Here is a 19,056-nt window from a genome sequence, read left to right as displayed (position 1 = left end):
GTATTTTGACACCATGAAAACCGTCCTCGCCTTGCTCTTGACAGTTATCGTCGTTGTTCTGCCGACCGCGCAGACCTCGCAGGCCGCTCAGGCCGCTCCTGCGGCACTGCCATCTCGGTCGACGATCGTGCAGGCCGCGCGGTCAGCAACCGACTATTTCTATGCGCACAATGGCGGAGCGAGCTCCGACGCCGGCTGGAAATGGGCCCCCTATTTCATGGGGGTAGAGGCCCTCGTTCAGGAAACTAACGATCCGACCTACCGGCAGTGGCTGCAGTCCTGGGGCACACGAAATTACTGGACCGCCGACGCACCGTCAAGCCCCACATCGAACCCTGACAGCCGTGCGGCCATCCAGGTCTGGCAGGACTCCGCGAATGTCGGGGTGAATGCAAACCTTGCGCCATCCGACGGGTTCATGGCCGAGGACCTCAGCCTCGCACCCAATCGCTACTGGTGGATCGACTCGATGTTCATGGGCCTGCCCCTGTGGCCGCGCTGGGCTACCCGAACCGGCAAGTCCACTTATCAAGCGAAGCATTCGCAGTTCTACAATTTTCTCAAGAACGACGGCACGACGCCGGTGCGGCCTGGCTGCACCGCCGACGGGCTGTTCGATGTTAGCGAACAGCTGTGGTGGCGGGATTGCAAGTACGTCGGACAGCGAGACTCGCTCGGCCACAAGGTCATGTGGGCGCGCGGTAACGGCTGGGTGATCGGGGCGATGGCGCGCACACTGATGGTATTGCCGCCGGCAGACCCGCAGTACACCGAGTACAAAACCATGCTCCAGACGATGGCCGCCCGGCTGGCCCAGCTCCAGGGATCTGACGGGATGTGGCGCAGCAGCCTGCTCAGCCCGTCACTCTTTCCAGCACCCGAAACCAGCGCTACGGCGCTCTTCGTCTACGCGATGGCGTACGGCATCCGCACCGGCCTGCTCGACTCGGCGACCTACCTTCCGGTCATCACGCGCGCTTGGGCCGGACTCAGCACGATTTCGCTTAAAAGTTCGGGCTTCCTGTCAAACTGCCAAGGCGTTGGGGAGGCCCCGGCCAAACCGAGCACGACAACGTCCATTGCCTACTGCGTTGGTGCGTTCACGTTGGCCGCGTCCGAGGTCGCCCGACTGAGCGGCGTCCTGGCCTCCGACACCTTCGGTCGCACCGTCACCGGCGCCCTGGGATCAGCCGAGTTGGGAGGTTCGTGGACCGCAGCCACCGGCTTCTCCGTGGCACGCGGAGTCGCGCAGCTGACCACGACGCCGGGAAGCACCCGGGGTACATACCTGAATGGAGTATCCAGTCAGGACACCGAGGTGCGCACGAGCCTCAACCTCGTGCGACCGACTACCGGGTCGGCCTACATCGCGGTCATCGGTCGGCGTATCGGCAGCGCGTCCTACGGAGCCAGGATCGTCGTCGCGCCGAGCGGAAGCGTCAAGCTCCAGATTCGGCGCACGAATTCGACCGTGGTGGATCTGATCGTTCCGGGGCTCACCTACGCACCCGGAAATCGACTGCAACTTCGATTGCAGGTCACTGGGGTTTCGCCCACGGCGATTCGAGCCAAGGTATGGAAGGTTGGCACGGCCGAACCCAGCACCTGGCAGGTCAGCAAGAGCGACTCGACGGCCGGCCTGCAATCGGTTGGTTCCATCGGTCTGGTGCTGTACTCCGGCAGCAACGCCGTTCCCTCGCCCCTCGTCGTGTCGGTCGAGGACCTCTGGGCCGGCTCCACCCGATAACCGAGGTTCCAGTGATCGCCCGGATCTCTCCGGCACCGTTGCCCCGATCTACCCGGTCAACGCCGATCTGCTCGGTCAACGCCGATCTGCTCGGTCAACTCGCGCTCGAGCGGGGAACTGGCAAACAATGATCGTTAGTCGACGCGTGTCGCCTCGCCCGCAGTGACCCTGGCCGCTTCGGCGGCAGCGGCACGCTGCTTGATGCCGAGTATGGAGTGTCGGCGTCCATAGGCAAAGTAGACGATGATGCCCACGACCAGCCAGACCGCGAAGCGCACCCAGGTGAGGGTCGTGAGGTTCAGCATCAGCCAGATGCACAGCACAGCCGAGAGAATCGGCAGCACTGGGGAGAACGGCACCTTGAAAGCGCGCGGCAGGTCGGGGCGTTTCTTACGCAGCACAACCACGGCGATGCTGACGAGTACGAACGCCGACAGGGTGCCGATGTTGATCATTTCTTCGAGCACCCCGACGTCGGTGAGGCCGGCAAGCAATGCGACGGCGGCACCGGAGATGATCTGGATCCGTGCCGGAGTGCGGCGCTTCTCGGTCGTGACACTCAGCCAGCGCGGCAGCAGGCCGTCGCGACTCATCGCGAACAGCACTCGGGAGAGGCCGAGCAGCAGCACCATGATGACCGTCGTGAGACCGACCAGGATTCCGATCGAAATGATCTGGGCAGCCCAGCCGGCGCCGACAGCGACGAAAGCGGTGGCGAGTGACGCGTTCGGGTCGTCGGCAAGCACCGTGTACGGCACCATCCCGGTCAGTACCAAGCTCACGCCGAGATAGAGCACCGTGACGATGGCCAGTCCGGCGAAGATACCTCTCGGCAGGGTCTTCTGCGGATTCTTGACCTCTTCGGCGCTCGTAGCGACGACATCGAAACCGATGAACGCGAAGAACACCAGGGATGCGCCGGCGAGTAGGCCGAACAGGCCGTACTGTGCGGGGGCGGCACCGGTCATGAAGGAGAACAGCGACTGCATCCAGACGTCACCGTCTCCGCCCTCAGTGGGCACCTCGGCGGGGATGAACGGGGTGTAGTTCTTCGGGCTGATGAAGAAGGCTCCGACGATGATGACGAAGACGACGATCGCGACCTTGATGATCGTGAAGACGCTGGCCACGCGGGCGGAGAGCTGAGTGCCGAGCACAAGCAGGGCGGTGAAGATGGCCACGATGACGAAGGCGCCCCAGCTCACGTCCAGGCCAAGCACCTTGATGGTGGCGGGAACGTTCCAGCCGGCCAGGTCGAAGACTGTGCTGAGGTAGATGCCCCAGTATTTGGCGATCACGGCGGCAGCGGTCAGCATCTCGAGGATGAGGTCCCAGCCGATGATCCAGGCCAACAGCTCGCCGAGGGTGGCGTAGGTGAAAGTGTAGGCGGAGCCGGCGACCGGCACCGCGGAGGCGAACTCGGCATAACACATGATGGCGAGGGCGCAGGTGACGGCGGCCAGCAGAAAAGCAAGCGTGACCGACGGTCCGGCATAACTGCCAGCGGCCTTGGCCCCTACCGAGAAGATTCCCGCACCGACAGCCACGGCGACACCCATGATCATGAGGTCCCAGGTACCCAGGGTGCGTTTAAGGCTGTGGCCCTTCTCCAGCGAGTCTGCTATCGAATCTTCAATACTCTTGGTGCGCCAGAGACTCATGCGTAGTGGTGTCCGTTCGTTATTGCCAACCCCCTATGCTAGCAACCCGATTCTCACCTGTTCAGTACCTGCCCCGAGATGACGCGGTACGCACAACGGGCCGCCACCTAAAAGGTGACGGCCCGTTGTGAAGAAGTTCGCGTTATCAACGCTGCCTTCGCTATAAAAAAATTAGCGACGCAGGCCGAGGCTGCCGATCAGTGTGCGGTACCGAGTGATGTCGATGTCCGACAGGTAACCGAGCAGACGGCGACGCTGACCAACCATAAGAAGCAGGCCACGACGTGAGTGGTGGTCGTGCTTGTGCTCTTTCAAATGCTCCGTGAGGTCGAGAATGCGCTGCGTGAGCATTGCAATCTGAACTTCCGGGGACCCGGTGTCGCCTGGGTGGGTAGCGTACTTTTCGATGATCGCCTTCTTAGCATCTGGTTCGAGTGCCATAAAGTGGGATCCCCTTTCTCTCACTGCGCGGTGCCCTTGGCCAAATGCCTGAGCTCTCTTTATCCGCGGCCGTTGAACGGCAACCTACATATTTTAGCAGAGTGGGCGGCCGACGCGCTCACCCGGCGGGATTTGGCGGCGACGAACCGGTCTGTCCTCACCCCGGCTACCGCTACAGTGGTGGAACAATCGAGGAGGTGCACGTTTGGGTACATTGCTTTACGGCAATCCGGGCAACGTAATCACCTTCGATGATCGTGCCCTGATGCACTTGCAGATCGTGATCAGCACCAAGCTGCGTCGACGCGAAAGTTTCGTCTTCACTTGGACCGATTCTGTCGGTGAGGGCACCGGCCGCAGTGCCATCTGGCTCGACCCGACGAGCACGCTCTACTACCGGTATTTCGGCAGCCGAACCCCGTCTATCAATCGTGACTGGATCGAGGCGCTCATGCTTTCGGCCAATAGCGCCGGCGGCCTGGTCTTCATCGCCGAACCCGAGCCGAGCGCGCTCCCCTCCACGAAGACGCGTCGCTAACTCTCGCGGTGAGCTCGCCGCGCACCTCGTCGAGAGCGTTCAGAAAATGGTCGGCGCTGGCGGGGCTGTAGGCGACCGAGGAGGAGACGGGAGTTGGTGTTCAGCAGCGACCATTGGGTGCGTGCGGCCTCGGCAATGCACGGATGTCCGTGTTCGACGATGGTGACGTTGTTGACCATATCGACGTAGCTCTGCCCGTAGGTATCGATCAAGTGGTGTTTCCCGCCGGCTGATCTGTACGGTCAGACGTGCAGTAGCCAAACCAAGGATGGTTCCGGCCCGCATGAAGTGGCCGTCGACGGCAGCCACGTGAACCCCGGTCAACCACAGGTCGAAGTGGTCCCCCTCGAGCCGCACCGCATCGGCATTGATCACCATGACGGCTCCATCCATCGGCGCCGTGTGCACGGTTAAGGTGGACCGGTACACCTCCACGCCAAGGGCCAGGGTGAGCGATTCCTCGGCCGTATCGATTTCGGTCTGCGACAGACGGTACTGGCCGTAACGGGTGACGGCATGGCCGAGGCGGGCGGCGACATCCGCTGCTACCCGTTCGTCAATGCCGAGCTTCTGCCAGCTGCCGGCGTCGAACGCGGCGCTCGTGACCGACGGGTCGAGGAGGGCTGCTGGGTCGGGCGGGCCGGCCAGAGGGTGCCCGGTGGAGACGATGGGCGTCTTTTCACCGGTCGCGGCGAAGCGGATCAATGCTTCGAATTCGGCACCGTCCTGGCCTGCCGCCGTGTCGAAGGTGAGCCATTCGAGGTCAAGTTGATACGGCCCCATTTCCGAGCGCGCGAATCTGTTCGACCGACAGGCACGCGGCGCCGGCCAGCGGTGGCACGAGCAGATCGGTTCAGCGCTTGCGAACTCGACGCTTCGTCGGGCTCACCGCGACGGTCGGACGCGGCGCATCCGGTGTGTTCCAGGCTTTGGCGATGGCCCAGGCGACGGCCGCGATCGGTACCGAGAGTACGGCACCGACGATACCGCCAAGGATGGTTCCGGCGGTCAGCCCGACCAGGATGACGAGCGGATGCAGCTTCAGCGACTGCGCCATGACGACCGGCTGCAGAAAGTTGCCCTCGAGTTGGTTGACCGCGATCACGATGATGATGACGATGAGGGCGACGCCCGGTCCACTCGCGACGAGGGCGACCAAGGCTGCGAGCACGCCGGCCGCGGTCGCACCGATCAGCGGAATGAACGCACCGAGGAAAACGATGACCGAGAGTGGGAGGGCGAGCGGCACCTGCAAGATTGCAAGGCCGATGCCGATCGCCGTGGCGTCGACCGCGGCGACGATCGCCGTGCCGCGTACGTAACCGCCGAGCACCCGCAGTGAGGTGTGGCCGATGCGGCGTCCGCGGGCGAGGCGCTCGCCCTTGAACGGCGTCAGGAAGAAGTTCCAGATCTGGCCGCCGTCTTTGAGAAAGAAGAACAATATGACTATGAGTAGCACGGTTCCGGTGATCAGTTCGAAGACAGCGGATGCCCCGGCAAGTGCTCCGGTGCCGAACTGGCTGCTGGTGAGAAAATCGACGATTGCCGTGCGGGCGTCGTCGATCTGCTTTGCGTCGACCTGGATCGGCCCGTCGATGAGGAACTGCTGAAGGCGGTCGATACCCTGGGAGGCCGAGGAGAACAGCTCGTTCCACTGGTCGCGTACAGCGAGGACGATGAGCGTGATGATGCCGCCGAACACGACGATGCCGCCGAGCAGGGTGATCCAGGTGGCCAGGATGGCGGCGACGCCACGCTTCCGCAGGCCGTTGATCACCGGGCTCAACGCTGAGGCGAGGATGATCGCTATCAGCACCGGGATGACGACGAGCTTGAGTTGCACCAGGCCGAAGATGATCACCGAGGCCAGCAGGATGACGAGCAAAATCTGGCCGCTGCGCAATCCGAGCCAGCCGAGCCGATCGGTCAGCGGGGTGCGAGGCACCAGGGGGGTGAGGTCGTCGTGTGCGCGCATGCACCCAGCCTAGACATCCGCCGTGCAGAAACCCCGATCAACCGGTCTCTCTGGCTGATTCACGTGAAAACGGCCGCGACCGTGCCGAGTATCGACTCATCGCCCGAGTAGATTCCATTTTCGCGCGGCCAGTGACTGATCACGTCGGTGAAGCCGAGCTCGGCGGCCCGGCCGACGGCATCCTCGAACACATTCATGCTCTGCAAAGAATATGTTCCGCCGCTGTCGAGCGAGAGATAACGGTCGATCGTAACGGGGTCGCGACCGTCGCCGCTGACAACGTCGTCGAGCCGGTGGGTAAGATCGCGCACGCTGGCCCACCAACGCTCCCCCGCCGTACCGTCCTGCCCGGTAGTCACCCAGCCCTGCCCGAAACGGCTCACCAGCCCCAGGCCTTTCGGCCCGTTGGCGGCGATCAGGAACGGCACTCGCTGGCGGGACGGGCCGTGGGCCGGGTATGCCACCATGCGAGCGTTGTTGGCGGTGTACCACTCACCGGCGAAAGTAATGCCGTCGGTCGCGCCGGGTTCCTCGCCGCGCAGCAACAGGTCGAGGTCTGTGACGAATTCGGCGAACCGTTCGTGCCGCTGCCGGGGGGTGTACCCCGGCTGACCGAGAACGCTCGCGTCGAAACCGGTGCCGCCGGATCCGATGCCCAGCAGAAACCGCCCGCCCGACACGTCGTCGACCGTCGCGACATCTTTGGCGAACGGCACCGGATGCCGAAAGTTCGGTGACGAGACACAGGTGCCCAGCCTGATGCGTTCGGTCACGGCCGCAGCAGCGGTCAAGGTGGGGATAGTCGCGTTCCATGGTTCATCGGCGAGTGAGCGCCAGGAGAGGTGGTCGTAAGTGAAGGCGTGGTCGAAGCCGTACTGCTCGGCTCCGAGCCATTTTCTGCGGGCAACCGACCACGGGTCCTGTGGAAGGATGACGATTCCAAAGCGCATGCGACGAGTTTATTCAGTCGCGCGAAAACGCGTAGTTGCAATGTCGGCGGCCGGTGCCAGACTCTGCTCATGGACAATTCCGCGCTCCACACCGTGTGCACGATCGTTCCGCCCTATCTGTTGGTCAGGCTGGCGAAACTTGACGAACCCCGATTCGCGCAGGCCGCAGCGGCCGCACGGGCGTCATTGCTGCGGGACTCGCAGATTCGGCAATTGCGCGACGGGGTTCATCCGTTTGCTTATTCCGGAGCTCGCACCCTGCCGGCGCGTACCCCGGGCGAGTCAGACCGCACTATTTCGGATGCCGGCGGCCAGGAACGACTGCCCGGTCGGCAAGTGCGCGCCGAGGGGCAGCCTGCCGGCGGCGACCCGGCCGTGAATGAGGCCTACGACGGTCTCGGCGCCACGCAGATGCTGTATTGGACGCAGTTCGGGCGGGACAGCATCGACGGTAACGGACTTCCCATGGACGCGACCGTGCACTACGGCGAACAATACGACAACGCCTTCTGGGACGGCGAGCGCATGGTGTTCGGCGACGGTGACGGGCAGATCTTCAACCGCTTCACTATTTCGCCCAGTGTGATCGGTCACGAACTCACGCACGGGGTCACCCAATTTACGGCCAATCTCGAATACCGTGGCCAGTCGGGGGCCCTCAACGAGTCCATCTCCGACGTGTTCGGCGCCCTGGTCGAGCAGCACGCCACAAATCAATCGACGGCAGACGCCAGTTGGCTGATCGGCGAAGGCCTGTTCACGGACCAGGTCGAGGGCGTTGCCCTGCGCTCGATGAAAGCGCCCGGCACCGCGTACAACGATGATGTGCTGGGTAAAGATCCGCAGCCCGGCGACATGACCGGGTACATCGAAACCGACGATGACAACGGCGGAGTGCATCTCAATTCCGGTATTCCCAACCGCGCGTTCTACCTGGTTGCCGACACTCTCGGCGGCAACGCCTGGGAGACCCCGGGCCGTATTTGGTACGACACGCTGACCGGTACCGGGCTGAACCGTCAGAGCGACTTTGCTGCTTTCGCTGCGGCGACGGCCGACACCGCGGCGCGGCTGTACGGCAGCGGTGGTGCCGCCCACAGCGCGGTGCTACACGCCTGGGCGACGGTGGGCGTTATAGCGACGATTCCCGCTCCTCTTCCCCCCGCCCGGCCGACACCACCCCCATCATCGACCGCGCCCACTGCACCGCTGCCACCGGAGTAACATCACGATATGAAAGTCATCGTCTCCCGCAGCGGCGGGATGGCGGGAATCCGCCTGACCTGGGAAGTTCGGGTCGAAGAACAGCCCGACCCGAGCACGTGGACAGAGTTCTTGAATTCTCTGCCCTGGGATGACGTCACCGACAGCGAGGCCACCCCTGACCGATTCGCCTACCGCATTCGGTGCGCTCCGCACGAGGTAGTGCTCGCCGAACCCCAGGTGAACGGTCCGTGGCGCGATCTGGTCAACCGGGTCAGGGCCGCCAACGGCATGTAGCGACCCTGACCCGGTTCACGTGTTATGCCTTCGGACGACGACCCCAGCGCGGGCGCCGCGTCGGATCATCGGTCAATGCCGCCTCGATGTGTCCGTCGACCTGATCACCGAAGTGGTCGTCGAAGTTCTCTTCGAGGTGCGCGGTGACGGACTTGCCGATGCGGCGGGCCATCTCCTCACGACGCTGGCGGCGTTCGGCAGCCACCAAGACCTCGTGTTCGATGCGGAACGCCTTGTAGATGGCAATGCACATGCCGATCATCACGATGCTCACCGGAATGGCGGTCAAGATCGCGCCGGTCTGCAGGGCCGCTAATCCGCCAGCCAGCAGCAGCGCGATGGCTACGAGCCCGCCGAGGCCGGCCCACATGATGCGGCTCCACTTGGGCGGATTGGTGTCACCGCCGGAAGCGAGCATGTCAATTACGAGCGAACCCGAATCGGCTGAGGTGATGAAGAAGATCGCAATGATGATGACCGCGAGCACCGAGAGGATCACGCCGAACGGAAGGGTGCCGAGAAAGTTGAACAGCACATTCTCGGGGATGATGCCGACGTTCGGGTCGAAGAGCCCGCCGCCATCACCCTCCCAGGCCTGACGGATGGCACTGCCGCCCATGACAGCGAACCAGACGAACGTGACCAGGGTCGGAACGAGCAACACGCCGGCAATGAACTGTCGAACCGTACGTCCGCGTGAAATGCGCGCGATGAACACGCCAACGAACGGGGCCCACGAGATCCACCAGCCCCAGTAGAAGATCGTCCAGGCACCCTGAAAGTCCAGGCCGGACTCGCCAGTGAACGCTCCGGTGTCAAAGGTGAGTCCGACCACGTTTTCGAAGTAGCCGCCGACGGACTGCACGAGCATACGCAGCAGATACATCGTGGGGCCGAGAAGCAGCACGGCCACGAGCAGGAGCCCGGCCATGCCGAGGTTGATGTTGGAGAGCCATTTGATGCCCTTGCCGACGCCGCTGACGACCGAAGCCGTCGCGATGATGGTGATAACGATGATCAAAACGATGAGGAGGGTATTGGTGACCTCGCCGACCACTCCGAGGTAGCTCAGTCCGGCGGCAATCTGCTTGACACCGAGTCCGAGGGAGGTCGCGACACCGAACAGGGTACCGACGATGGCAATCACGTCGATCGCGTCACCGAGGCGGCCCTTGACCCGGCGGGTGCCGAGGAGCGGCTCGAGGGCCCAGCGAATGGAGACCGGCCGACCCTTCCGGTGGATCGAGTAGGCGAGGGCCAGGCCGACAACAGCGTAGATGGCCCAGGCGTGGAACCCCCAGTGCAGGAAGGTCTGCGTCATCGCTGCGGCGGCGAGATCCGCGGAATCACCGGTCACGCCCGGCTTTGGAGTCGTGAAGAAGGTGAGGGGTTCAGAGGCCCCCCAGAAGACCAGGCCAATGCCCATGCCGGCAGCGAAGAGCATCGAGAACCAGCTCATCAGACCAAATTCGGGTTCGTCGTCGTCTTTACCCAACTTGATGTCGCCGAAACGGCTCAGACCCATCCAAATGGCGAACACGACGAAAGCCGCGACGATAACCACATAGTACGGGCCAAGCCCGGCTACCACCCAGCCCTGCAACAGGGCCAGAACGCTGCCCGTGCGCACGGGAAAGGCGATGGCGACGATGACGACGGCCAGAATGATGCCGAGTGCCGGGTAGAACACTCGAGGCGCCGCAACGACAAAAAGACGGGCTTTGGAAGGACTTCTGTGTGGCGTTTTCGCCGGTACTTCGGGTAATGCACTCACTGTGGAACCCTCTCAGGAATAGATTGCGACGCGCGATAAAATCCCTCAGGATGAAACCGCTTGTGCACCGCCAGGTGCCTGCCCCGCTGGGCAAATCTCCAGCTTACAGGCATAACACCCCAGACACGGGGACAAAATATTCTCGGCGCCAGTTTGCCTGCCGCAGGACGAAACACGCCGGCCCGGCTCGCCCTGTGGCCCGGGGCGTGTGACGATGGATCATGACTTTCAACGACGTGAACGCGGCCGCATCGGCCGTGCAGAATCTCAGCGAAGAGGAATGCTGGAACGCCTTGCTCTCGGCCAGCCTGGGCCGCCTGGCCGTGGCCGTCGGTGGCCGCCCCGATATTTTTCCGGTCAATTTTGTCGCCGCCGACCGACGTCTGCTGTTTCGTACTTCTCCGGGCACCAAACTGATCGAGCTCACGGTCAACAACCACGTCGCGTTCGAAACAGATGGCGTGGGCCGCGATGAAGCATGGAGTGTCGTCGTGCACGGAACGGCCCGCGCGCTCGACACCCAGCGGGACGTCGACGACGCCGCAACGTTGCCGTTGCATCCGCTGATTCCCACGGTCAAGCCGGTTTTTGTCGAGATCGTACCGGATTCAATCACCGGGCGCCGGTTTGTGCTTGGCCCGGAGCCGACGGCGACGCTGACCTAATCGTTGCTGATCAGGTCAGCGCGCAGACAAAACGGGATACAGCTACAGCAGCCGTATCCCGTTCCGTGTGGTTCTTGGCGCCGCGGGTTAGCTCACGCCGAGCAGGTCGATCACAAAAATCAAGGTCTGGCCGGAGAGACGGTGCCCAGAGCCGGCCGGGCCGTAAGCGAGGTGCGGCGGCACAACGAGCTTGCGGCGCCCGCCGACCTTCATGCCGGGGATGCCTTCCTGCCAGCCGGCGATGAGTGAGCGCAGCGGAAAGTTGATCGACTGGCCGCGGTTCCACGACGAGTCGAATTCATCGCCGGACGCGAACTCGACGCCCAGGTAGTGCACGTCGACGGTGGCTCCGGCCATAGCTTCAGCGCCATCACCGACGACGACATCGGTGATCTCGAGTTGTTCGGGCGCAACGCCCTCTGGGAAATCAATTTCGGGCTTGGAATTCAAATCAGTCATACCCCTATCCAAGCGGATTCCGCCCCGGATTGCATACCAGGGGTGCTGCGAAAATAATGCTTGCGCCTGGCGGGTTCCGGGTGCACTCTTAACACACACCAACTCGTCGCATCGGGAGAGTCGTCGGCACCGCCACACCACCGAAGCGGCGAGTTTCTGTTGTCCCGCGTGACTCAACCTGATCACGGTGCCGCTGGCGCCGAACCCGGCCGCATCTGACCGAGCACGTCGGCCCGGTGATTCATCAGCAGTCCGAGCAGTTGCGCCTCATGGGTGTGCAGGGCCGCGGTGTTCTGGCCGCGAACAAGACGGTCGCGCACACAGGCAAGCCGCGTCGCATCCGCTATGAAACGGCGCATCGCGACTTTCTTCGGTCGTTGCTGGCGTCTGCCCCAGGCGAGCGCCTGCCGTCGACCGGAACCGGTGCCCAGCATCGAGACCTCGGCTGCGGTGAACCATCCGGCCTGCGAATATTCGTGTAGACGGCGCAGGGTGGTGCGAGCCTCTTGCCGGCGCAAAAACGCAACGACGAGAATGGCGGCGATGAACAACGGCACTTGCACGACCGCGTAATAGGCGAGCACGGAGGCGTCGCCGTCGAGTACAAAGGTGCTGCCATTCCACAGTGCGTGCAGAATGATCGCCGGTAGCAGACCGATCAGAAAATAACCGACCGCCCCGCCGCGGCTGGCGCTGCGCCTCGCGGCCAGGCCGAGGGCAAGCCCGGTGCAGATCGTGAAAGTGACGTGCGCGAACGGCGAAAAGACCCCGCGCAGCAAAAACGTCATGCCGAGTCTTTGCGCGTCGCCCTCGGTCAAAGCCAGACCGAAGTACTGAATATTCTCCGAGAAGGCAAAGCCGGCCGCAATCGTCGCGGCGTAGACGACACCGTCGACTGGCCCGTCAAAGTGCCTTCGCACCGCCCAGAACAGCGCAAGCACACCGAAGCCCTTGGCGACTTCTTCCACAATCGGGGCCTGGACGACAGCGGATGCGAAATCACTCCCGGTCAGGGCCCCCGCGCTGGCCGCAATCGTGACCTGCACGCCAAGATCGAAGACCAAGGCGGTGACGACGGAGATTCCCGCGCCCCACAGCAGCGCGAAGATGAGGGCGGGTCGCGGCTCCGGATCCCAGCGGTCGATCCAGCGCACCGCCAGCAGCACCACCGTAAGCGGCAGTAGCGCCAGGATCAGCCCGACGAGCAGGGCGTCGGCGCCAAGGAATGTGGTCAGGTACCAAAACACGGCAAGCAGGGCCATCCCCGCGAACACGATGCCGATCACGGCCAGTACGATCGGGCCGGCGCGAGACGGGAGCACCGGCTGGCTCCAGACCGGTTGCACCGGAGCCTGACTCGCCTGCACGGGCAGGTGTTGGCTCGACCGCTGTTCGGTGGGATGCTGGCCTGGCGGCTGATCGAGGCTCATTACTCGACAATACCGGCTCCGAATCAGCAGTTCAGGCGTCGAACATGGTGCCGGGGTTCAGCAGGCCCAGCGGGTCGAAGACCGCTTTGAGCTGGCGTTGCAAGACGAGGCTCGTGTCACCGATCTCATCGCGCAGCCAGCGACGCTTCAGCACGCCGACACCGTGTTCGCCGGTGAGCGTGCCGCCCAAGGCCAGTGCAGCCTGAAACATCTCGTCGGCGGCGGCCCAGATCTCATCGGGCACCACCGCGTCGTCTGCACCGCCGCGCGGTATGACGAAGTTCGGGTGCAGGTTACCGTCGCCGGCATGGGCGACGGTGGGAATGGGGATACCGGTTCGTGCGCTGATCTCGGCGATGACGGCGAACATCTCGGCCATGCGCGAACGCGGCACCGACACGTCTTCGATGAGCACCCGACCGAATTGTTCGAGGGCCGGGTGCATGGCGCGACGAATGGCCAGCAGACGATCGCCAGAGGCAGCATCCGTTGACAAACTGGCTTGGCCGCCAGCTGCCCGCAGCACCACCACGGCCGCCTCGGCTTCGGCGAGTGCCGCCGGTCCGTCGGTCTGCACGAGCAGAAACGCACCCTGGCCGAGTGGCAGGCCGGCCGAGCCGTCGGGCCCGAGGTACGCGGCCACCATGCCGAGCGCTACCGGGTCGATCAGTTCCATCACTGCGGGACGGATCCGTGCGGCAGTGATCAAAGCGCTGGCTGCGGCCGCCGCCATCACCGTGTCAAAAACCGCACCGATGGTGGCAACAGTGCCAGCGGTCAGCGCGCGCACCCGCACCGTCGCGTCGACGATGACGCCGAGGGTACCCTCGGATCCGGTGAGCAACGCCGTGAGATCGTAACCGGTGACGCCCTTGACCGTGCGATGCCCGGTGCGCAGCAGACTGCCGTCGGCGAGCACGACGGTCAGACCGAGCACAGCTTCCCGGGTGACCCCATACTTCGCGCACAGCAGCCCGCCGGCATTCGTGGCGATGTTACCGCCGACGGTAGAGATGCCCTTGCTGGCCGGGTCCGGGGCAAACCAGAGGTCCTGTTTCGCGAGGACATCGTTGAAGTGCTGATTGATCACGCCGGCCTCGACGACAGCAAGTTCGTCGTCGGGGTTGATTTCGATGATGCGGGTCAGTCCGGCCACGCTCAGCACGATGGATCCGTCGGTACCGCAGGCTCCGCCCGACAGGCCGGTTCCGGCGCCACGTGTGACTACCGGTACCCGAAATTCGGTTGCAATGCGCAGCGCCGCTTGAACGTGATCGACCGTCGTAGCGCGCACGATGGCAAGCGGCGTACCGTCGGCCACCCAGCCGGATTTGTCGGCGCGATTAGCCTCAAGGTCGAGGAGATCGACGCTGACGATTGCGCCGAGCTCGGACTGGAGCCGCAGCAGTGCGTTCATCGCCACAGTCTATCGAGCCGCTGCGTGTTTGAGTCTGCGCTACCGCCTTCCGGCCAGGCGTGGCACGCTCAGGGGTGGCCCCGACATACTGTTGACGAGCAACCTGACGTTGGGAGGGAGCTGGCCGCGTCGGGCTCACCGTTGCCCCGAATGCACTCGCCGCCCGCGGGGCCGACCGGGCCCGCGGGCGCAGTTACGCCGGCGTGCACCTGCGCCGGGGCCACAGCAGCCCTTCGCCCGTTTCCTCCAAGCAGACAAGCCGAGGGTTGGAGCCCCCCACAAGCCAACGCGGGTTCGCGCCCGTTAGCCTAAGAGAGTGAAATTTGCGCATTTGAGAGTTGACGGCTCCTCCGTTCCCCGATTGGCCGTGATCTTTGACGATGCGGCGCTGTTCCTGGACGACGTCATTGACGACGCTCCGCGTGACCTGCAAGACCTGCTCGAACAGGGCGACGCCGAGTACGAACGCATCCGCGCGATCAGCCTCGACGCCGCCTCCAACGGCGCAGCACTCACCCCGGTCGACGAACTGCGACACTCTTCCGCGGTGCTCAGACCGCCGCAGATCATCGCAATCGGCGCCAATTACGCCGCTCACTCCTCCGAGCTGAGCCTGCGCCTCGAAACGGCGGCGACCGTGTTCTCGCTCTGGCCCAACTCGCTCACCGGGCACGGCTCGACCATCACCTGGCCGCGCGACCTCACCACCCAGGTCGACTACGAAGCCGAATTGGGTGTCATCATCGGCCGCCCGGCCCGCAACGTGTTAGTCGCCGACGCCCTGGACTATGTCTTTGGGTACACGGTCGTGAACGACATCACCGCTCGCGACCTGCAGTTCTCAGAGGCACAGTGGTCTCGCTGCAAATCCTTTGATGGTTTCACCCCGACCGGCCCGCTCGTCGTCACCGCCGATGAGATTGGTGACCCGCAGAATCTGTGGCTGACCACCCACGTCGACGGCCGTATTCTGCAGGACGCTTCGAGCGGCGACATGGTGCGCACCGTCGCGGAGATCATCTCCTACTTGTCCACAACCTCCACTCTTCTGCCGGGAACCCTGATCTCCACCGGCAGTCCAGGCGGCGCCGGCTACAGCCGTAAACCTTCGATTTTTTTACGCGACGGGTCGACCGTGACCATTTCGATCGACAAGATCGGCATGCTCACGACGCACTGTCGCGAGATCTAGTCGCAAGATCTAGTCGCAAGATCTAGTCGCAAGATCTAGTCGCGAGATCTAGTCGCGAGATCTAGTCGCGCGGCATCCGTTCGCGGCTGCCGCGGGTCGAACCACGGCCAATCGTCGTCGTGCACCTGCGTTGCCGCCCTGACGATGCCTTCGATCACTCAGCCGATCAGAGCCTCGACCGGACCACGCACGAAGAAGAGTATGAAACCGACGGCGACGACCCACAACAGCGGACTGATCTCACGTGCTTTGCCGGAGAGGCTGCGCACGAGCACCCAGCTGATGAACCCGGCACCGATACCGTTGGCGATTGAGTAGGTCAGCGGCATCACGATGATCGTCAGAAAGATCGGCAGCGTGCTGGAGAATTCGGTGAAGTCGAGGTGGCGAATCTGCGACACCATGAGTGCTCCGACGATGACGAGCGCCGCGGCAGCCACTTCCAGCGGCACGATCTGGGTGAGCGGAGTGAAGAACATGGCGGCCAGAAAGAGGATACCGGTGACTACGTTGGCAACGCCCGTGCGGGCTCCCTCTCCGATGCCGGCGCCCGATTCGATGAACACGGTGTTCGACGAGGCACTCGTCGCACCACCGGCGACAGCTCCGATACCCTCGACGATGAGCGCGGATTTCAGCCGCGGGAACTTTCCGTCCTTGTCAGCCAATCCGGCCTCACTGGCCAAGCCGGTCATGGTTCCCATGGCGTCGAAGAAGTTCGTGAAGACGAGGGTGAAGACGAGCATCACGGCGGCGAGCATGCCGATGCGCTCGAACGCGCCGAAGGACACCTGGCCGATCAGTGCGAAGTCGGGCAGGGCGACCACACTCGTCGGCAGCACGGGCGCGTTCAGGTTCCAACCGGCCGGGTTGGTACCGAACGAGGGTCCCACCCTGAAAATTGCCTCGAGAATGACGGCGATGATGGTCGTCACGACGATGCCGATCAGCAGGGCAGCCTTCACCCTACGGGCCACAAGGACCCCCATGATGATGAGCCCGATCACGAAAATCGCCGTCGGCAACGTTGCGATCGAGCCAGCGTCGCCGAGCTGCACCGGCGGCGAGTTCGCACCACTGGCCCGCACGAAACCGGAGTCGACCAGGCCGATGAACGCGATAAACAGGCCGATTCCTACCGTGATGGCGATTTTCAGAGGCCGGGGAATGGCGTTGAAGATCAGTTCGCGCAGGCCGGTCGAGGCGAGCAGCACGATGATGAGCCCATTGATGACCACAAGGCCCATCGCTTCGGCCCAGGTGACCTGGCCGACGACGCTCACGGCGAGGAACGAGTTGATCCCGAGCCCGGCTGCGAAGCCGTAGGGCAGGCGGGCGATGACGCCGAACAGAATAGTCATGACTCCGGCAGTCAGCGCCGTGACGGCGGCGACCTGCTCGTTGGGAAGCCAGCCACCCTCTACGTCGACGGCGGCCTGGTCGGCGCTGAACCCGCCGAGAATGAGCGGGTTCAAGATAACGATGTAGGCCATCGTCACGAAAGTGACGACTCCGCCACGGAATTCTCTTGACCAGGTGGAGCCACGGCTGGAGATCTCGAAGTACGCGTCGACGCGGGCTTTCAGGCCACGCGAAGCCGCAGTAGTGGGTGTTTCAGTGCTCGAAATGGTGTACTCCCGGTGCCGTGGCTCTTAATGCAAGGTCTTAGTCTATGACCAGGCCAGGCACACTACTTAAACGTGTGGCACGAACCGTCCCCAGGCCAGGCGCCGTTCCCGGTGCGGGTCCGACTCGACCTGGTCGTCCCGATCAATGATGAGCGTCGCGCGCGTGGTTTCATCGTAGAGCGGCCACTCGGCCGATGGCACCCCGCCGTGCACGAAGCACAGCCACCAGCCCTGCATCCGTGTTGCGATGTCCTGAAAGGTACGACGCCCGCCGAGCGCCGTCATACCGCGGCCGAACCAGCCGTCGAGTCGATCGAACAACGGAAAGAGTTCGAGACCATGCGTGGCATCAAGGCCCATCAGCCGCAGCAGCCGTGGAGCGGCATCGAAACGGTAGAAGTACACCGGTGCGTACCGGGAGTGTCGTTCCCCGACCTTCACGCTCGGATACCAGAATGAGTAATCACCGCCGAAATCCAGCGCGGCCCGCAGCGCCGGGATGCCTGGATACTGCGCTTTGAGTGCCTTCTTCGCTTTCTTCTTGGTCTTTTTGAAGATCGCACGGATGCGCGCGGGCGTCGTGGCGAGAATATCGATGCGGCCGCTGAACAGCGAGCCCTCACGCGCGTTCGTGCCGATAATGAGCGGGATGCGCGCCGCACGGCCATCCCGAAAAGCGTCGAGCGGCCGCTCCGGTAGAAAATCACCGTCGATGACCGGGCAGAGCGGAATCGTACCCGGGTCCTGATCGGGCGTACGCAGGGTCAGCGCGGTCGTGGCGGCGGCGAGCAGTGCCGGGTCGGCGGCCAGCAACAGACGGGCCGCGTCGGCGGTGCTGTAGGGGCCCGGGGCTTCGCTGAGGCTGTCCACGAACTCGCCGGCCCAGCGCGAAGTGATGTCACTCGGGTAGACCGCGTTCGGCGGCGCACTCTGTGCGATCGCCCGCTGGAACAGGCCCGACGCGCTCGGCACGGTCATCAGTGTGGTGACCGCGTTACCGCCGGCCGACTCGCCGAACAGGGTGACCGCATTCGGATCACCGCCGAAGGCGTGAATGTTGTTCCGCACCCACTGCAGGGCGGCGACTTGGTCTCGCAAGCCGAGGTTGCTCTCAAACGGATGCTCCGGCGAACCAAAGCGAGAAAAGTCCAGGTACCCGAGGGCTCCCAGCCGGTAGTTCAGGCTGACATAGACGATGCCGCCGCGCCGCACGAGCCCCTCCCCCTGCCGTGGCACCTCGCGGCTGGAACCGACACTGTAGGCGCCGCCGTGGATGAACACCATCACCGGCCGGAGGGCGTCTTGCAACTGTGCACCGGGCCGAATCCGTTCGTCGGGTGCGATCACGTTGAGGTTGAGGCAGTCCTCCCCCTGCGGGATGCGTGGGTGGGCGCCGCGAAACTGGCCCTTGTGGCTCTGCGGGGCGATCAAGCCCCACACGCTCGCGTCACGCACACCGTGCCAGGTCGCGGCCGGCTGCGGGGCACGAAACCGCAGATCGCCCATCGGAGCGGCCGCGTAGGGGATGCCGCGCCAGGCCACCACGCCGCGTTCACGAACTCCGCGGAGCAAACCGCCCGACACCCGCACTTCGAGACCCTGCTGGGTGGTCGGATCAGCGAGCTGGCTCATGGAATCGAGTCTATTCCGCGGTGCTAACCGGCTGCGACTACGCTCGA

Annotated in this window: 17 protein-coding genes; 6 read left to right on the top strand and 11 right to left on the bottom strand. The window is 63.9% G+C overall.

Annotated features, from left to right (window positions below; all coding sequences use genetic code 11):
* Positions 1–13 precede the first annotated feature (13 nt).
* Complete coding sequence (locus E3T38_RS13435) at positions 14–1,747, top strand: glycoside hydrolase family 88 protein (RefSeq protein WP_166805521.1); 1,734 nt, start codon at positions 14–16, stop codon at positions 1,745–1,747.
* 134 nt (positions 1,748–1,881) lie between these two features.
* Here E3T38_RS13435 and E3T38_RS13430 read toward each other — a convergent pair whose 3' ends face one another.
* Both E3T38_RS13430 and rpsO read right to left on the bottom strand, forming a co-directional pair.
* Positions 1,882–3,408: an amino acid permease gene (locus E3T38_RS13430; RefSeq protein ID WP_134548650.1), complete on the bottom strand. Its 1,527-nt coding sequence runs from the start codon at positions 3,406–3,408 to the stop codon at positions 1,882–1,884.
* Between the two features lie 171 nt (positions 3,409–3,579).
* Positions 3,580–3,849, bottom strand: a complete 270-nt coding sequence (gene rpsO / locus E3T38_RS13425; RefSeq protein ID WP_092112143.1) for a 30S ribosomal protein S15 — start codon at positions 3,847–3,849, stop codon at positions 3,580–3,582.
* A 205-nt stretch (positions 3,850–4,054) separates the two neighbouring features.
* On the opposite strand from rpsO, the gene E3T38_RS13420 reads away from it, so the two are divergent.
* Positions 4,055–4,387: an ATP-dependent DNA ligase gene (locus E3T38_RS13420; RefSeq protein ID WP_241984481.1), complete on the top strand. Its 333-nt coding sequence runs from the start codon at positions 4,055–4,057 to the stop codon at positions 4,385–4,387.
* A 39-nt stretch (positions 4,388–4,426) separates the two neighbouring features.
* On the opposite strand, the gene E3T38_RS13415 is transcribed toward E3T38_RS13420, so the two are convergent.
* The 3 genes from E3T38_RS13415 to E3T38_RS13405 all read right to left on the bottom strand — a co-directional run bounded on the left by E3T38_RS13415 (position 4,427) and on the right by E3T38_RS13405 (position 7,312).
* On the bottom strand, positions 4,427–5,170 hold the full coding sequence (locus E3T38_RS13415) for a hypothetical protein (RefSeq protein ID WP_134548649.1): 744 nt from the start codon (positions 5,168–5,170) through the stop codon (positions 4,427–4,429).
* Between the two features lie 70 nt (positions 5,171–5,240).
* Positions 5,241–6,362, bottom strand: a complete 1,122-nt coding sequence (locus tag E3T38_RS13410; protein ID WP_134548648.1) for an AI-2E family transporter — start codon at positions 6,360–6,362, stop codon at positions 5,241–5,243.
* Positions 6,363–6,421: 59 nt separating this feature from the next.
* Complete coding sequence (locus tag E3T38_RS13405) at positions 6,422–7,312, bottom strand: LLM class flavin-dependent oxidoreductase (protein WP_134548647.1); 891 nt, start codon at positions 7,310–7,312, stop codon at positions 6,422–6,424.
* Positions 7,313–7,381: 69 nt separating this feature from the next.
* Between E3T38_RS13405 and E3T38_RS13400 the strand changes: the two genes are divergently transcribed.
* Positions 7,382–8,536, top strand: coding sequence for a M4 family metallopeptidase (locus tag E3T38_RS13400; protein WP_134548646.1), 1,155 nt, complete (start codon positions 7,382–7,384; stop codon positions 8,534–8,536).
* A gap of 9 nt (positions 8,537–8,545) precedes the next feature.
* Entirely contained in the window at positions 8,546–8,812 is a 267-nt protein-coding gene (locus E3T38_RS13395) for a protealysin inhibitor emfourin (protein ID WP_104127290.1), read from the top strand.
* Positions 8,813–8,834: 22 nt separating this feature from the next.
* Here E3T38_RS13395 and E3T38_RS13390 read toward each other — a convergent pair whose 3' ends face one another.
* Complete coding sequence (locus tag E3T38_RS13390) at positions 8,835–10,586, bottom strand: BCCT family transporter (protein ID WP_134548645.1); 1,752 nt, start codon at positions 10,584–10,586, stop codon at positions 8,835–8,837.
* 221 nt (positions 10,587–10,807) lie between these two features.
* On the opposite strand from E3T38_RS13390, the gene E3T38_RS13385 reads away from it, so the two are divergent.
* Positions 10,808–11,251 (top strand): pyridoxamine 5'-phosphate oxidase family protein, encoded by a 444-nt coding sequence (locus E3T38_RS13385; protein WP_134548644.1) that lies wholly within the window; start codon positions 10,808–10,810, stop codon positions 11,249–11,251.
* 87 nt (positions 11,252–11,338) lie between these two features.
* On the opposite strand, the gene E3T38_RS13380 is transcribed toward E3T38_RS13385, so the two are convergent.
* The 3 genes from E3T38_RS13380 to E3T38_RS13370 all read right to left on the bottom strand — a co-directional run bounded on the left by E3T38_RS13380 (position 11,339) and on the right by E3T38_RS13370 (position 14,557).
* Positions 11,339–11,710, bottom strand: a complete 372-nt coding sequence (locus E3T38_RS13380; RefSeq protein WP_134548643.1) for an FKBP-type peptidyl-prolyl cis-trans isomerase — start codon at positions 11,708–11,710, stop codon at positions 11,339–11,341.
* A gap of 182 nt (positions 11,711–11,892) precedes the next feature.
* Positions 11,893–13,140 (bottom strand): PrsW family intramembrane metalloprotease, encoded by a 1,248-nt coding sequence (locus tag E3T38_RS13375; protein WP_134548642.1) that lies wholly within the window; start codon positions 13,138–13,140, stop codon positions 11,893–11,895.
* A gap of 31 nt (positions 13,141–13,171) precedes the next feature.
* A complete protein-coding gene (locus tag E3T38_RS13370; RefSeq protein WP_134548641.1) occupies positions 13,172–14,557 on the bottom strand; it encodes an FAD-binding oxidoreductase in 1,386 nt (461 codons plus the stop codon).
* 316 nt (positions 14,558–14,873) lie between these two features.
* On the opposite strand from E3T38_RS13370, the gene E3T38_RS13365 reads away from it, so the two are divergent.
* Positions 14,874–15,749, top strand: coding sequence for a fumarylacetoacetate hydrolase family protein (locus E3T38_RS13365; RefSeq protein ID WP_134548640.1), 876 nt, complete (start codon positions 14,874–14,876; stop codon positions 15,747–15,749).
* A gap of 158 nt (positions 15,750–15,907) precedes the next feature.
* Here the strand turns inward: E3T38_RS13365 and E3T38_RS13360 are convergent, their stop codons facing one another.
* Both E3T38_RS13360 and E3T38_RS13355 read right to left on the bottom strand, forming a co-directional pair.
* Complete coding sequence (locus E3T38_RS13360; protein ID WP_104197035.1) at positions 15,908–17,377, bottom strand: NCS2 family permease; 1,470 nt, start codon at positions 17,375–17,377, stop codon at positions 15,908–15,910.
* 66 nt (positions 17,378–17,443) lie between these two features.
* Positions 17,444–19,009 carry a carboxylesterase/lipase family protein gene (locus E3T38_RS13355; RefSeq protein ID WP_134548639.1) on the bottom strand — a complete coding sequence of 522 codons (1,566 nt, stop codon included), beginning with the start codon at positions 19,007–19,009 and terminating at the stop codon, positions 17,444–17,446.
* Between the last annotated feature and the right edge of the window lie 47 nt (positions 19,010–19,056).

It is taken from the genome of Cryobacterium sp. Hb1, from assembly GCF_004403585.1.
GTDB classification, from domain to species: Bacteria; Actinomycetota; Actinomycetes; order Actinomycetales; family Microbacteriaceae; genus Cryobacterium; species Cryobacterium lyxosi.
This window is presented reverse-complemented; position numbering and strand designations above follow the sequence as displayed.

What these genes read in the sequence shown, in the direction of transcription:
- E3T38_RS13375 (WP_134548642.1), bottom strand. Translation starts at nt 13,140, where the DNA reads ATGAGCCTCGATCAGCCGCCAGGCCAGCATCCCACCGAACAGCGGTCG.
- E3T38_RS13370 (WP_134548641.1), bottom strand. Translation starts at nt 14,557, where the DNA reads ATGAACGCACTGCTGCGGCTCCAGTCCGAGCTCGGCGCAATCGTCAGC.
- E3T38_RS13380 (WP_134548643.1), bottom strand. Translation starts at nt 11,710, where the DNA reads ATGACTGATTTGAATTCCAAGCCCGAAATTGATTTCCCAGAGGGCGTT.
- E3T38_RS13355 (WP_134548639.1), bottom strand. Translation starts at nt 19,009, where the DNA reads ATGAGCCAGCTCGCTGATCCGACCACCCAGCAGGGTCTCGAAGTGCGG.
- E3T38_RS13415 (WP_134548649.1), bottom strand. Translation starts at nt 5,170, where the DNA reads ATGGGGCCGTATCAACTTGACCTCGAATGGCTCACCTTCGACACGGCG.
- E3T38_RS13405 (WP_134548647.1), bottom strand. Translation starts at nt 7,312, where the DNA reads ATGCGCTTTGGAATCGTCATCCTTCCACAGGACCCGTGGTCGGTTGCC.
- E3T38_RS13400 (WP_134548646.1), top strand. Translation starts at nt 7,382, where the DNA reads ATGGACAATTCCGCGCTCCACACCGTGTGCACGATCGTTCCGCCCTAT.
- E3T38_RS13430 (WP_134548650.1), bottom strand. Translation starts at nt 3,408, where the DNA reads ATGAGTCTCTGGCGCACCAAGAGTATTGAAGATTCGATAGCAGACTCG.
- E3T38_RS13395 (WP_104127290.1), top strand. Translation starts at nt 8,546, where the DNA reads ATGAAAGTCATCGTCTCCCGCAGCGGCGGGATGGCGGGAATCCGCCTG.
- E3T38_RS13435 (WP_166805521.1), top strand. Translation starts at nt 14, where the DNA reads ATGAAAACCGTCCTCGCCTTGCTCTTGACAGTTATCGTCGTTGTTCTG.
- rpsO (WP_092112143.1), bottom strand. Translation starts at nt 3,849, where the DNA reads ATGGCACTCGAACCAGATGCTAAGAAGGCGATCATCGAAAAGTACGCT.
- E3T38_RS13410 (WP_134548648.1), bottom strand. Translation starts at nt 6,362, where the DNA reads ATGCGCGCACACGACGACCTCACCCCCCTGGTGCCTCGCACCCCGCTG.
- E3T38_RS13385 (WP_134548644.1), top strand. Translation starts at nt 10,808, where the DNA reads ATGACTTTCAACGACGTGAACGCGGCCGCATCGGCCGTGCAGAATCTC.